We start from the raw sequence: 14,593 nt of genomic DNA, 5'->3' as shown, positions 1-14,593 counted from the left end.
ATATAACATGATATAATTTAATTTGATATAATAGGGTATTGATAATATTATCTGTAAAATAACATTGTTAGGAGGGGAATAAAATAAAAAAAATAGCTATTGTTATAATATTTTTTTTTAGTATAGTTTTTATGGTATTTTATTTTAGAATAAAAGGAAATAGTGATTCAGTTATGATGCAACGAGGAATAAATATAGGTAATGCGTTGGAATCGCCGAAAGATTTTCTCTGGGATGTAAAAATGTCAAATAAATTTTTTGATGATATAAAAAATGCTGGTTTTGATACAGTACGTATACCTATAAGGTTTTCTGATTATACATCAAGTTCTAATGATTTTAAAATTGATGAAGAATTTTTCAAGAAAATTGATGGACATATAAATTATGCATTGGACAAAGATTTAACAGTTATTTTGGATTTACATCATTTTGAAGAAATTATGAAAGAGCCAGAAGTCAATAAAGAGAAGTTTTTAAAAATATGGAAACAGATAGCGAATAGGTATCAAAAGTATGATAAAAAATTGGTATTTGAACTGTTAAATGAGCCTAAAGAGAATCTATCTTCACAGTTATTAAATGAATACATTGAAGAAACAATAAATATAATTAGAAAAAATAATCCTAAAAGAACAATCATAGTAGGTCCATACAATTTTTATCAAATTGATTATTTAAAAGAATTAAATATTCCTAAAGATTCTAATATAGTAGTTTCTTTTCACTATTATGAACCAAATGATTTTGCATTCCAAGGAAATGTCTATCATGAGGGATTTGAACACTTGAGTAATATTACTTGGGAAGGAACAGATGAACAGATGAGCTACCTAAAGAAAAGATTTGACACTGTAGAGAAGTGGGCAAATAAAAATAAAGTAAAAGTTTTTTTGGGTGAATTTGGAATAACAAAAGAGGCACCAGAAGCTTCGAGAAAAGCTTGGATAAAAGCAGTAAGAGAAGAAGCTGAAAAACGAAATTTTTCATGGGCTTATTGGGAACTTGCTTCTGGGTTTGGAATATATAATCAGGATGATGGAACTTGGGATGAAGATATATTAAATGTGTTAATAGAAAAGAGGTGATTTTATGAAGAAAAATTCAAAAAAAATACTTATAACTTTAACTATTATTACCAATATAATATATATATTATGGAGAATTTTTTATACAGTTCCTAAAGAAGAAGGTATGTTTGCTTTAGTATGTGCCATAATACTGCTTTTTGTAGAGATAATAGGAATGATGGAAATGTTTGTGCATTATTATGGTATGTCAAAGATTGAGTATCCTGAAAAGCCCATTATAAGTGAAGAACTTTACCCTCATGTGGATGTATTTGTTGCAACATATAATGAATCTGTTGATTTGGTGAGAAAAACCATAAATGGATGTGTTCATATGCAGTATCCAGATAAGAAAAAGGTACATATATATATATGTGATGATGGTAATCGTGAAGAAATGCGTATTCTAGCAGAAAAAATGGGTGTGAATTATATAACTAGAACGGAAAGAGAAGGAGCTAAAGCTGGGAATTTAAATAATGCAATGCAACATACAAACTCTCCTTTGATTGCTACATTTGACGCAGATATGATACCAATGCATGATTTTTTGATTGCTACAGTACCATACTTTTTGAAAAATGAGCAGGCTAAAAAAGATGGAGAAAAAGAGACATATGAAAAGGTTGGTTTTGTACAAACTCCACAAAGCTTTTATAATCCAGATTTGTTCCAATTTAATTTGCACTCTGAGGGTAGAATTCCAAATGAGCAAGACTATTTTTATAGAGATATTCAATTAGCTAGAAATAGGACAAATTCTGTAATTTATGGTGGTAGTAATACAGTTATTTCAAGAGAAGCTCTAGAGGAAGTTGATGGATTTTATACTTATTCTATTACAGAAGATTTTGCAACAGGTATATTAATTCAAAGTAAGGGATACAGATGCTATGCTATTCCGGAAGTACATGCATCAGGTTTATCTCCTACTGACTTAAAAAGTCTTATTAAGCAACGTGAAAGATGGGCACGTGGGTGCATACAAACTGGTAGACGATTAAATATTTTATTTAGAAGAGGTTTAGGATTTTGGCAGAAAATAAGTTATATTTCTTCAATTACTTATTGGTATGCAAGTATAAAACGCTTTGTATATATAATGGCACCTATTTTATTTTCTGTGTTTAATGTGATTGTAGTAAAATGTACATTACTTCAAGTATTAATATTTTGGTTACCAATGTATATTTTAAGTAGCTTGTCTCTTAAAATATTTTCTCAAAATATAAGGAACACTAGATGGACTAATATATATGAAACTATAATGTTTCAGTCTTTAATGCCATCGGTAATACTTGAAACGTTTGCAATATCTAAAAATAAATTTTCGGTGACAAATAAGGATAAATTAGAAGATAATAGAATGTATAAGTTTTTACAGGGAATACCGTATTTTATTTATATAGTGTTATCTATAATAGGAATTTTAAAAATGTTTACATCAATATTTAAAGTGGGTTCAATGACATATTCAGTTGTTTTATTTTGGCTAATTGGAAATCTTTTTAATCTTGTTATGGCTACATTATTTATATCAGGAAGACAACAATTAAGAAAATCTGAGCGTTATATTGCTGAAATTAATTTTAAGTTAAAGCAAAATTCTTATGCTCTTTCTTCAAAAACAATTGACATATCAGAAAATGGATTTGCGTTTTTATTAGAAAACCCAGAATATATTTCTCCAGAAGAAGAGTTTGAGGTAGAGTTTAGAGAAAAATCGGGAAACGAAATGTATATAGCTAATATGAAAGCAAAGGTTGTTAATGTTGTAGAAGTGAATTCAAAATGGAAATATGCAGCTTATATTACACATATTGAAGACAATGAAGTAGATAACTGGATGTGTATTGTTCATGATAGAATACCTACTTTGCCAATGACAATATCGAATCAACTAGGTTTCTTTGATGATTTGCAAATTAACCTAAAAAAACGTATTGAAAAAAACAGAACACTATCACGAAGAAGCCCAAGAATTAATATGAATTTTCATATAGATATAAAAGATATAGGTAAATTAAGAATAGTAAATTTTAATTATCAATATGTATTATTAAATTTTGAAAATAAAAATATTTATCCTAAAGAAATAGCTTTGGAAATTAATGAAAATATTGTATTAGAATGTGATTTATGTGAGGGGAAAACTGATGAAAGAGGCATTTTATATAAAGTGAATAACATTGACAGTATAATGCAAAATTTCTTTTTAAGAAATGAAATGATGGATTGGATATTACAAAATAAGACAATTATTGTTTCAGAACCTAGTAAAAAGAAAGAAGAAAGCAAAGATGAGTTTGAACCCATGGAATATATTTAGGAGAGATGAAATGAAGACTTTAAAAGTGTTTTTTTGTTCTGTAAAATATCTTATTTTGGTGTTTATTTTCTTTATAAACGCTACTTTTACAAGTTCAGCAACAAGTGACAAAACCTTAGATTTATCTTTTAAGAAGATAGAGAATAATATAAGTTCTAATATTACACATGAAGATACAGGTATAAAAATAGAAACAGATGATTCTAAGAGTGATAAGGAACGTTATTTATATATTTATCAAAATATAAAAGAAAATTGGGGTATGTACCATAATTTTTATATTGAGATTCAAAATAAAAACAAAAGCTCTCAGAGAATAAATTTAAGCATACAAAATAAAAATATGCTTGAGTTTAGATTAAAAGAAGGTAGTGAAGTATTTTTTGAAGATAAAAATATAATATATTCAGATAAAATAAAAGATGGATGTATAGAAGTGCCAGGAGAATTTGAAGGTAAAATTTATGTAAATTTTAATAGTTTTATAAATGATAAAAGTAATGTATTACTGGATTCGAGTATGCTTTCAAATATTGTTAATTGGGGAATTACATTTATCCCATCTGATGAAGGACATAATGTTGTTACTATAAGAAAGTTATCTTTGTTAGTCGAGGATAAATTAGAATCTTTGCATAATATTAGAATAACTGGAGATGAAGAAGTACAAATACCGGTATTGGGTCAAAGTATAAGTCAGTACAATGTATTAGGTCTTGAAAATAATTCAAAGATTAAGTATTCTCTTATAGAAAAACAAGATAGTGTAAATATATCTCAAAAAGGTAAGTTGACGTTAAGTGATAAAGCCAAACCTGGACAAATTATTTTACAAGTTGACGTTAATGATAAATTTAAAGTCGGCAAAAAAATAACATTAACTCAATCTTGGAGTATTAATAAAAAAGATAAAGATGGTGTTCCATATACATTAGTATCACCTAAACAATCGCCAACAGTACAAGATATGAAAAAAATAAACTTTATGAATAATAGCATAATATTTATTCAAATTTTATTTATATCTTTAGTAATAATATGCTTTGGGATTTATTTGTATTGGAAAAAACATTCAAAAACTAAGTAAAGAGAGGAGGTTAGATTGTGTTATTTTCAAGCTTAATTTTTTTATTTTATTTTTTACCGATAACATTGGTATTGTATTATGTGTTTAGATTTAATCGAACTATACAAAATATGATATTACTAGTTGTTAGTTTATTTTTTTATGCTTGGGGAGAACCAAAATTTGTTGTTATTATGATAGCTTCTATAATAATGAATTATATATTTGGTTTACTAGTAGATAGATACAGGGAAAGTAAAATAAAAGTGAAAATTTTTCTAGTTTTAATGTGTGTATATAATATAGGTGTTTTATTTATATTTAAATATCTAGCTTTTGCACTAAGAAATATTAGCGAACTTATTAGTACTGAATTGACTATACCTAGTATTGTTTTACCTATAGGAATTTCATTTTTTACATTTCAAGGAATGTCTTACGTTATAGACGTTTATCGTAGGCATGGAGAAGTTCAAAAAAATCCTTTTTATGTGGGACTTTATATAGCTTTTTTCCCTCAATTAATAGCAGGGCCTATAGTTAGATATGAGAGTGTAGCAGAGCAAATTCTTAATAGAAAAGAGACTTGGGATAAGTTTTCTATTGGGACTTGTAGATTTATAACAGGTCTAGGCAAAAAGGTATTAATTTCAAATAACATGGCTATAGTAGCGGACTATATTTATACCATGAATAGTCAAGGAGAAATAGCTGCATCACTTGCATGGCTTGGTTCGATAGCTTATACCTTGCAAATATTCTTTGATTTTTCTGCTTACTCGGATATGGCTATAGGTTTAGGTCTTATGTTTGGTTTTAAATTTGAAGAAAACTTTAATTATCCATATATATCAAAATCAATCACTGAGTTTTGGAGAAGATGGCATATTTCTTTAGGAATGTGGTTTAAGAGCTATATATACTTTCCACTTGGTGGTTCTAGAGTAGCAAATAAAGATATTATGATTAGAAATATGTTTATAGTGTGGTTATTTACTGGAATATGGCATGGAGCAGAATGGACATTTGTAATTTGGGGAATTTTAAATTTTGTTTTCTTAATTATAGAGAGATTTATAATGTTTGAAAAGATTGAAAATCATAATTTTATAAAACATATTTATACTTTATTAGTAGTTAATTTTGGGTGGGTATTATTTAGATCCCCCAATTTAAAAGAAGCATATAACTATTTTAAAGCTATGTTTGGAGGAAGTGGGGTTATTTGGAGTGATTATACATATATGTTTTTAAAAGAATACTGGATTTTCTTTATATTTGCGTTTATTTTTAGTGTGCCTATTGCAAAGAAAATTAATAAGTTTGTTGTTGAACAAGCTAAATACAGTATGCTATTTAATGTATTTTATCCAATATCAGCTATTCTATTGTTCTTTATTTCTGTGACATATTTAGTAACTGGAAGCTATAATCCATTTATTTATTTTAATTTTTAGTTAAGGGGGGAAAAGTATGAATAGATTTTTTAAAGTAAGATTAATAACTGCAATTATGTTCTTAATTGTTTTATTCGCTTTCTCTATCTTTAATATTTGTTATTCTGGAAAAGATATGATACATGAAATAAAAAATTCAGTTGCTAAGAGAAATAGTTTAAAAGATACAATATCATCTATTGATAATACAGTAAATGATAAAGTAATATATAAAAATACATTTATTGAAACTTATGGATATTTACAAAAGTTAATGGGTAAAAATGAGTTTTCAAAGTTTAGTGTTGTAAAGGATACTTCAGGTAAAATGCATTATACATATTTTGCTAAAGCTCCAAATCAAGTTGGTGTACTAGCAGATAGGGTAAGAAAATTTTCTGAAGAAATGGAAAAACAAGACACGAAATTAGTTTATTTAATGACTCCAGATAAGTATGTAAAAGGAGTGACAAAATTTCCAAAAGGGATACCTTATTCTTACAGCAATGAGACCGCAGATAATTTTTTAAGCCAACTCAAAAAGTACAATGTGGACTATATTGATTTTAGGGAAAATATTTTAAAAAGCGGTATTCCAAAAGATGATTTATTTTTTAAAACAGACCATCACTGGAAAGTAGAAACTTCTTTTTGGGCATTTGGAGAACTAGTTGAGCAACTTAATAAAAAATATAATATGAATTTAGACAGAAATAATTATTATAGAGATAAGGAAAATTATAATTCAATTGTATACCCTAAATCATTTCTTGGTTCTATGGGAAGAAAGACAGGTATTTTATATGGTGGGATAGATGATTTTACATTGATTTATCCTAAATTTAAGACCAATTATACTTATTATACAGATTCTAAATCGCAAAAATTTGAATTAAAAGGCAGATTTGAAGAGAGTTTGATATTATCATATCCTTTTAATGCAGACCTTAATTTAATGGATGGTCAATCAGATAAGTATTTTACATATTTATTGGGAAATAGACCATTAGTTAAGATAAAAAATATAGAAAATCCAGAAGGATTAAAAGTGCTATTTGTTAAAGACTCTTTAATTGTACCAACAGCAGCCTTCTTTTCCTCTGTTTGTTCAACTATAGATATGATAGACCCTAGATATTATGATGGAGATATATTGGAATATGCAAAGTCTCAAGACTATGACTTTGTTTTTATATCTGTATATCCTCAAAATCTTACAAAAGAATTCTTTCCATTTTGTGAGTAAGTTTTTAAATAAATTTTCTAATAAAATAAAAAATAAATGGGAGTGTCTCAAAATGAACTTTTTAGTTCATGAGGCATTCTTTTTTGTATGAAATCAAATATATTTTTATTATTTCAACAATGAAAAAGAGGCTTGTCTCTATTTTGAGACAGCCTCATCTATTTCCATACTTATTTTAAGAAATATTTTTTTTACTAAATACTTCTTTATCGACTTTTCCGAGTGATTTTCCTACAGTAATTGATGATACCATGGCACCATTAACATTTATCATTGTACGTCCCATATCTAATATAGGGTCTATTGCAAGTATACCACCAACTAATGGGAAATAAGAACCAAGACCAACTCCAGATATAACAACTGAAACTGCCATTGTAGCAGTTCCTGGAAGACCTGCTATTCCAAAAGAACTAATTGTTATAACTATTAACAACATAACATAAAAACTCATATCCATGTTTACACCAGCCATATTTGCAAGTGTAACAGCCATTAAAGCGGGATATATACCTGCACAACCATTCATACCCATATTTGCACCTAAACTTGCTGTAAAGCTTGATACACCCTCATCAACTCCATGATTTTGTACTAGGCTTTCTATTGTTACAGGCAATGTTCCTAAGCTAGAACGCGAAGTAAATGCTAGAAGTAGGGCTTCAGTTGAATTTTTTATATAAGTAATGGGATTTAGTCCATTTAGAGTTATAAAAATCAAATGTATAACAAATAATATTGCAACTGATATATAAAGTGCTAATATAAAATGTAAAACAGATACTATTGAGCTAATACCTTGTGAAGTTATTGTATTTGCAAGTAGAGCAACCACAGCATAAGGCATAAATTTAATAACAGTCATAGATACACTTACAATTATCTTGTAAGATGCTTCTATAAAATCTATAAATGGTTTTATTGTTTCAAAATGTTTTTTACTTAATCTCTTTATTGATGTAGCTATAAATGTAGCAAATATTATTGTAGCTACAATATTTCCATTTGCCATAGCCATTACAGGATTTGATGGTAGTAACCCTCTTAAAGTATCTACAAGAGAATTTATTTCTTTAAGCTCTTGATTTCCTCCTAAAGCAGGGAGATTAACTCCTACACCTAACTTCATTATATTTGCAACTACAATTCCAACAATAGCAGCTATAGCAGTAGTAGTAAGAAGCATACCTAAAGACCTAAATGTAAGTGTTCCAAGATTATTATCTTTCATATTAATAATTACCTTTATAATTGATAAGAAAACTAAAGGTACTACTAACATTTTTAATAAGTCCATGAATCCAGAACCAAATAGACTATACCATTTACTTACTTCCTGTAACCAAGTGACTTGAGTTGTATCATTAGGAAAACCAGCAAAAGCTTGAATTATAATTCCTAATATAAGTCCGAGTATTGTAGCATATATTGTTCTCAATGAAAATTTGATTTTTTTCTTTTCAAATTGTCTAACAATAAAGAATGTACCTAGAAGTAAGATTATAAAAAAAATCGTTTTAAAATTTGTAATCATAAGAAATTGTGATAAGAATGAACTTTCCAATATTTTTTCTCCTTTATCTAAAAATAAATTTTTCTAAGTCTAAATAATATCAATATATTAAAAAAATGTCAATATTATATCATAATTTACTAAAATAGAATAAATTAATTTAATTTACAGAAATGTGATTAAATACAGAAAAATAGGGTATAATATGTGTTTAAAGAATTTGAATTGGGGTAAGAAAAGATAAAATAGCTTTTATAAAATTTGATTTCAAACAAAATAATGTGAAAAAAATAACTTTGATTTATGATAAAGATGTGTACATAGAATATATATCAAATGAAAAGCTCAAAATAAGTAAAGAAATTAATTAGACATCAAAGGAGAGATAAAATGAGAGTAATAATAATTGGTGGTGTTGCAGCTGGGATGAGTGCTGCAGCTAAATTAAAAAGAATAAAACCTGAATATGAGGTTGTTGTTTACGAAAAAACAGAGATAGTATCTTTTGGTGCTTGTGGATTGCCATATTTTGTTGGTGGATATTTTGATGATGCTAATGACTTATTAGCAAGAACACCTGAAAAACTTAGAGAGTCTGGGATTGATTTAAATATATTTAGAGAAGTTGTTGAGGTTGATAGTGAATCTAAGAAAATAAAAGTAAAAAACGTAAAAACAGGTGAAATACATGAAGATTACTATGATAAATTGATGATAGCAACTGGGGCAAGAAGTATTATGCCTCCTATAAAAAATGTAGAATTGAAGAATGTTTCTATGTTAAAAAGTTTATACGATGGAGAGTATCTAAAAAAGATTTTAAGTGATAAAGAAAATAAAAGAGTTACAATAATAGGTGCTGGATTTATAGGATTAGAAGCAGTTGAGGCATGTAAGAAGTTAGGCAAAAATGTGCATGTAATTCAATTGGAAGATAGAATATTACCTCAAGTATTTGATAAGGAAATTACAGATGTGTTAGAGGAAGAAATAAGACGACATGATGTTAAATTGCACTTGGATAAAATGGTTGTAGAACTGTATGGAAAAGATAAAGTAGAAAAAGTTATAACAAATAAAGGGGAAATAGATACGGATGTAGTAATAATTGCTACTGGTGTAAGACCTAATACAGAGTTTTTGTCAAACACTAATATAGAAATGCTAAAAAATGGAGCTATAGTAGTTGATGAGTACGGAAGAACTTCTGTAAAAGATATATACTCTGCTGGTGACTGTGCGACCATAAAGAATATAGTAAGTAATGAAAATGTATATGTACCTTTAGCAACTGGAGCTAATAAATTAGGTAGGATAGTAGGAGAAAACCTAGGAGGGAGAGAAGTTTCTTATCAAGGTTCACTATCTTCAAGTTGTATAAAAATTATGGATATGGAAGCTGCTTCAACTGGAATTACAGAAAGACAAGCTAAAGATTTAGGCATAAATGTTAAATCTAAATTTATTTCTGATTATAATCAAACACACTATTATCCAGGAAGAAATAAAATATATGTAAAGCTTGTTTATGATGCAGATACAAAAGTTATTTTAGGAGGACAAGTGGCTGGGTTTAAGGATGCTGTTCAAAGAACAAATGTACTGGCTGCTGCTATTTTTGGGAAAATGACTACAAATCAGCTTGGAATGTTAGATTTGTGTTATGCTCCACCATTTGCAAGAACATGGGATGTTTTAAATGTGGCTGGAAATGTATCTAAATAATATCATTTAATTTGTGACTAACAAGTACTTAAAGGAATGAATTTACTCTGCAATATTTCATAAAGGTAAAATTCATTCCTAATTTTTTGTCAATAAAGATAAACAGAATTATTCATCAAAATTTAAATGCAAACTTAGTCTATCTTCTCCAAGAAGAGTATTTTCAAAAACATTAGTAGCATTTTCTAAGTACATACTAGGCATATCTAATGATGGACTAAAATGTGTTAGTAAAAGTTGCTTAACATTTCCTAATTTTGCAAGATTTGCAGCTTCTCTAAAAGTCATATGTTTGTTTCTAACAGCTTTTGATATGTCTAAATCATCGCCATACATAGCTTCACATATGAATAAATCACTATCTTTTATAAAGCCTGGTATTGATTCTATAGGTCTTGTATCAGTTGTAAGACTTATTTTAACTCCCTTTCTTGATTCTCCCAAAACCATATCTGGGGTGTATTTTTTTGAATCTAAAACTACATTTTGACCTTCTTGTAGCTTTTTCCATAACATTTTAGGAACTTCATTTCTAGTTGCCTTATCTATATCAAATTTAGGATTTCTTCTAAAATTAAAACTGTATCCTAAACACTCTATGGAGTGTTCTAAATCAATTGTTGAAATTTCTACATTTCTTAAAAATTCATTATCTAAAGAAAAACTGCCTTGAGGATTCTCTATAATTTTTAAAGTATATGGTATATATTCTACTAAATTTCTCATAGAACGAATACAATCAACTATTCCAACTGGGCCAATTATAGTTAAATCACTTGTACGACCGCTATTTCCAATAGTTGATAGAAGTCCTAAAAGTCCAAATATATGGTCACCATGTAAATGGGTTATACAAATCAAGTCTATATCTTTAAAGCCACATTTTTTTAGCTTCATGGATACCTGAGTGCCCTCACCACAATCAATTAGTATTTTTCTACCTTTATAATTTATGAATACAGAAGATAGAAATCTGTTTGGCATAGGGACATTTCCACCACATCCAAGTAAAGTTAAATCTATCATTTTTTCCCCTTTCTAAAATTAACACAAATCTGTTGTTTGTTTTTATTATAATATCCTATTATAATTATTTTAACATTAAATATAGCAATAGATGTGTATTTGAGTCAAGAAATATTGTCAAATAGTTTTTTTGTATTGCAATATATAAAAATTTTATGAGAAGAAATTGAATTTTATTTTTAGAAACATTTAAAGGAGGATAAATTAATGAAAATACTAAAGAAAATAACTATTTTGTCATTAATTACATTAACTTTGGTTGGATGTAGTAATGGAGAAAGTAAAAAAACTATTGAAGGTTCTAAGAAAACTCAAAGCTCTAAAGAAGATGAACAAGCAATAATAGTACATAAAGATGCAAATATATTGAAAGATAGGTATGAGCCACCAAAAGGTTTTAAAAGAGTGGATGTAGAAAAAGGTAGTTTCGAATCATTCCTTAGAAATACTAAGTTAAAAAATTATGGTGAGAAGGTAAAGTATTATAATGGTAAAACTAAGGAATCAAAAGGCATTTATGATAGTGTATTCGATGTTGATATTGGTAATAGAGATTTACATCAATGTGCAGATGCAATTATGCTTATGAGAGCTGAATACTTGTATCAGAATAAGAGGTATGATGAAATAAGTTTTGACTTTGTCGATGGTTTTAAGGCTAAGTATTCAAAATGGGCAGAAGGATATAGAATTTCAGTAAAAGATAGTGGTTCAAGTTGGTATAAATCGACTGAATATTCAACATCATATGAGAGCTTTAGGAAGTTTATGGATATAGTATTTGCTTATTCAGGAACTTTATCTCTTGAAAAAGAATTGAAGCCTGTAAAAATTGAAGATATGCAAATAGGAGATGTGTTTATAGTTGGTGGAAGTCCAGGACATGCAAGTATAATCATGGATATGGCAGAAAATGAAAAGACTGGAGAAAAGATATTTATGATAGCTCAAAGCTACATGCCTGCACAACAAACTCAACTTCTTATTAACCGTAAAAATACAAACTTAAGCCCTTGGTATAGTTTAGATTTTGAAGGCGATTTAACAATACCTCAATGGACCTTTAAAAGAGACCAATTAAAAAGATTCTAAAATAATTTTATATAAAATAAAAGAAAAATATAGATACGAAAAAATGTAATTAGATTAAAACTAATTGGATATGGACAAAATTAAATTGATAGATAAATATTAAAAATTATACTAATTAATCTTATGTATGCTTAATATTTACCTAAAAAGTTTTATATAAAATATAAATTTTATACTAAAGCTAAAACTAATTTGAGGAGGATAATTTATATTGAAAATTAGAAGATATTTAATTTTGGTAATTATAATTCTAATTACAACAAGTCAGAGTTTTATTTCTTGTGGGCTAGAGCAATCTGAAGAAATAACTATTTTTCACACTAATGACATACATGGAAGATATTCTGAAGGTAATGAACAAATACAAATAGGTAACCTAGCTACATTGAAAAAAGAAACTCCAAACTCAATTTTAGTAGATGCAGGAGATTGTTTACATGGACTTCCAATAGTAAATATGGACAAGGGTAAAAATGCGATTGAATTGATTAAGTGTGCTGGTTATGACTACATTACTCCTGGAAATCATGACTTTAACTATGGAAAAGATAGATTGTTTGAATTATCACAAATTGCTAGTTCAGGAGATAACACTTTAAAATTTTTATCATCAAATATCCTCAAAAATGGTGAAAAAGTCTTTGAGAGTAACGATATAAAAGAAATAGATGGTATAAAAATAGGATTTTTTGGACTTACAACTCAAGAAACAAAGAGCAAAACAGGATTTAAAAATGTGGAAGGATTAGAATTTGCAAATCCTATAGAATATGCAACAGAGCAAGTAAGTGAGTTGAAAAGAAAAGGTGCAGATGTAATAGTTGCAATATGCCATATTGGTACTAATAGTTTGAGTAAGCCAAATAGCATAGATATAGCCAATGAAGTACAAGGTATCGATTTAATTATTGATGGGCATAGTCATACTAAATTTGAAAATGGCAAGCAAGTTGGTGACACATTGATTGTAAGTACAGGACAATATCTAGAAAATATTGGCGAAGTAAAACTAACACTTAATACTAGTGATATAGAAAATATAAAAATAGAAAATAAATCAGCTAGATTGATAGATAAGGAAGAAGCATTAAAATATGAATTGGATGATAGTATAAGTAAAAAGATTGATGAAATAAAAGAACATCAAGAAAAAATATTAGATAAAGTTATAGGTGTAACAAAAAACACTCTAGATGGCTCATATGAAAATGTAAGGACAAAAGAAACTAATTTAGGTAATTTAATAAGTGATATTTTACTTGATAAGACTAAGGCTGATATTTCTCTATTTAATGGAGGAAATATCAGAGATACAATAGAAAAAGGGAACATAACAAGAAGAGATATTGTAGATGTATTTCCTTTTAATAATACGATAGTTACCAAAGAACTTACAGGAGCACAAATTAAAGATGTATTAGAGCAAGGAGTAAAACTCTATCCAGAAAAGAATTCAGCCTTTTTACAAGTAGGAGGAATCTCATATTATTTTGACCCAAAGCAAAAAGAAGGAGAAAAAATAACTGGTATTTTAAAAGATGGAAAGCCATTAGATTTGAATAAAAAGTATATAGTTGCAACTAATGACTATATAGCATCAGGTGGGGATGATTTTAGTTGCTTTTCAAAAGAGCCAGTATTAAATGATTTTGGAAATTTAGAGAGTATAGTAATTGAATATATAGAGTACAAAAAAGAAATATCACAAAGTGTAGATGGAAGAATTAGTATCAAGTCTAAAAAAGAGATAGCAAGTAAGAGTCAAGATAGTGAATTGATAGTAGGGGAAAATAAAGAAAATATTAGTGATAATGAAGGTAGTATACCTAATAATGATATAAAAAATTCTGATAGTGAGAAAAGTAAAAAAATAGATAAAAGAAAACCTATAGAGAGTTCTAATACAGGAGTATATAAAAGAGAAGCTAAAGAAAAATCTCCTAAAACAGGAGACTTAGGTTTTTCAAATAGTATGATTGTATTTATAGCATCTGGTACATTACTATACTTATTAAATTTTAATCAAAAAGATTTAAAAAGCAAAAAGTCAAAATAAAAATTAATAAGTAAGAGTTAGCAAATAAAAATTT

The 14,593-nt window shown here is 27.7% G+C and carries 10 protein-coding genes; 8 read left to right on the top strand and 2 right to left on the bottom strand.

All coding sequences use genetic code 11. From position 1 onward, the window contains the following. Positions 1-131: 131 nt before the first annotated feature. The 5 genes from ACTG48_RS14620 to ACTG48_RS14600 are packed head-to-tail and all read left to right on the top strand — an operon-like array spanning position 132 to position 7,147. Positions 132-1,088, top strand: a complete 957-nt coding sequence (locus ACTG48_RS14620; RefSeq protein ID WP_479917238.1) for a glycoside hydrolase family 5 protein — start codon at positions 132-134, stop codon at positions 1,086-1,088. Between the two features lie 4 nt (positions 1,089-1,092). After that, positions 1,093-3,399, top strand: a complete 2,307-nt coding sequence (locus ACTG48_RS14615) for a glycosyltransferase (protein WP_479917237.1) — start codon at positions 1,093-1,095, stop codon at positions 3,397-3,399. 10 nt (positions 3,400-3,409) lie between these two features. Beyond that, positions 3,410-4,486 (top strand): hypothetical protein, encoded by a 1,077-nt coding sequence (locus tag ACTG48_RS14610; RefSeq protein ID WP_479917236.1) that lies wholly within the window; start codon positions 3,410-3,412, stop codon positions 4,484-4,486. Between the two features lie 17 nt (positions 4,487-4,503). Then, on the top strand, positions 4,504-5,922 hold the full coding sequence (locus ACTG48_RS14605) for an MBOAT family O-acyltransferase (protein ID WP_044213747.1): 1,419 nt from the start codon (positions 4,504-4,506) through the stop codon (positions 5,920-5,922). Between the two features lie 16 nt (positions 5,923-5,938). After that, a complete protein-coding gene (locus tag ACTG48_RS14600) occupies positions 5,939-7,147 on the top strand; it encodes an alginate O-acetyltransferase AlgX-related protein (protein WP_479917235.1) in 1,209 nt (402 codons plus the stop codon). A gap of 175 nt (positions 7,148-7,322) precedes the next feature. On the opposite strand, the gene ACTG48_RS14595 is transcribed toward ACTG48_RS14600, so the two are convergent. Then, positions 7,323-8,711, bottom strand: coding sequence for a cation:dicarboxylate symporter family transporter (locus ACTG48_RS14595; RefSeq protein ID WP_479917234.1), 1,389 nt, complete (start codon positions 8,709-8,711; stop codon positions 7,323-7,325). 339 nt (positions 8,712-9,050) lie between these two features. Here ACTG48_RS14595 and ACTG48_RS14590 point away from each other — a divergent pair, with 339 nt between their 5' ends. Beyond that, the gene (locus tag ACTG48_RS14590; protein WP_479917233.1) at positions 9,051-10,385 is read left to right on the top strand and encodes a CoA-disulfide reductase; all 1,335 of its coding nucleotides are present in this window, start codon (positions 9,051-9,053) and stop codon (positions 10,383-10,385) included. Positions 10,386-10,493: 108 nt separating this feature from the next. Here ACTG48_RS14590 and ACTG48_RS14585 read toward each other — a convergent pair whose 3' ends face one another. Continuing rightward, a complete protein-coding gene (locus ACTG48_RS14585; protein WP_479917232.1) occupies positions 10,494-11,411 on the bottom strand; it encodes a ribonuclease Z in 918 nt (305 codons plus the stop codon). Positions 11,412-11,618: 207 nt separating this feature from the next. Between ACTG48_RS14585 and ACTG48_RS14580 the strand changes: the two genes are divergently transcribed. Both ACTG48_RS14580 and ACTG48_RS14575 read left to right on the top strand, forming a co-directional pair. Beyond that, a complete protein-coding gene (locus tag ACTG48_RS14580) occupies positions 11,619-12,503 on the top strand; it encodes a DUF4846 domain-containing protein (protein ID WP_479917231.1) in 885 nt (294 codons plus the stop codon). 211 nt (positions 12,504-12,714) lie between these two features. Continuing rightward, positions 12,715-14,559 (top strand): bifunctional metallophosphatase/5'-nucleotidase, encoded by a 1,845-nt coding sequence (locus ACTG48_RS14575; RefSeq protein ID WP_479917230.1) that lies wholly within the window; start codon positions 12,715-12,717, stop codon positions 14,557-14,559. Positions 14,560-14,593: the final 34 nt, after the last annotated feature.

The sequence above is a fragment of the Clostridioides sp. LIBA-6822 genome, from assembly GCF_056688955.1.
Note: the sequence above shows the minus strand (reverse complement) of the source record. Positions and strands in the feature narration are given on the sequence as shown.

Coding starts and splice junctions, on each gene's coding strand:
- ACTG48_RS14620 (WP_479917238.1), top strand. CDS start 132: ATGGTATTTTATTTTAGAATAAAAGGAAATAGTGATTCAGTTATGATG.
- ACTG48_RS14615 (WP_479917237.1), top strand. CDS start 1,093: ATGAAGAAAAATTCAAAAAAAATACTTATAACTTTAACTATTATTACC.
- ACTG48_RS14610 (WP_479917236.1), top strand. CDS start 3,410: ATGAAGACTTTAAAAGTGTTTTTTTGTTCTGTAAAATATCTTATTTTG.
- ACTG48_RS14600 (WP_479917235.1), top strand. CDS start 5,939: ATGAATAGATTTTTTAAAGTAAGATTAATAACTGCAATTATGTTCTTA.
- ACTG48_RS14590 (WP_479917233.1), top strand. CDS start 9,051: ATGAGAGTAATAATAATTGGTGGTGTTGCAGCTGGGATGAGTGCTGCA.
- ACTG48_RS14585 (WP_479917232.1), bottom strand. CDS start 11,411: ATGATAGATTTAACTTTACTTGGATGTGGTGGAAATGTCCCTATGCCA.
- ACTG48_RS14580 (WP_479917231.1), top strand. CDS start 11,619: ATGAAAATACTAAAGAAAATAACTATTTTGTCATTAATTACATTAACT.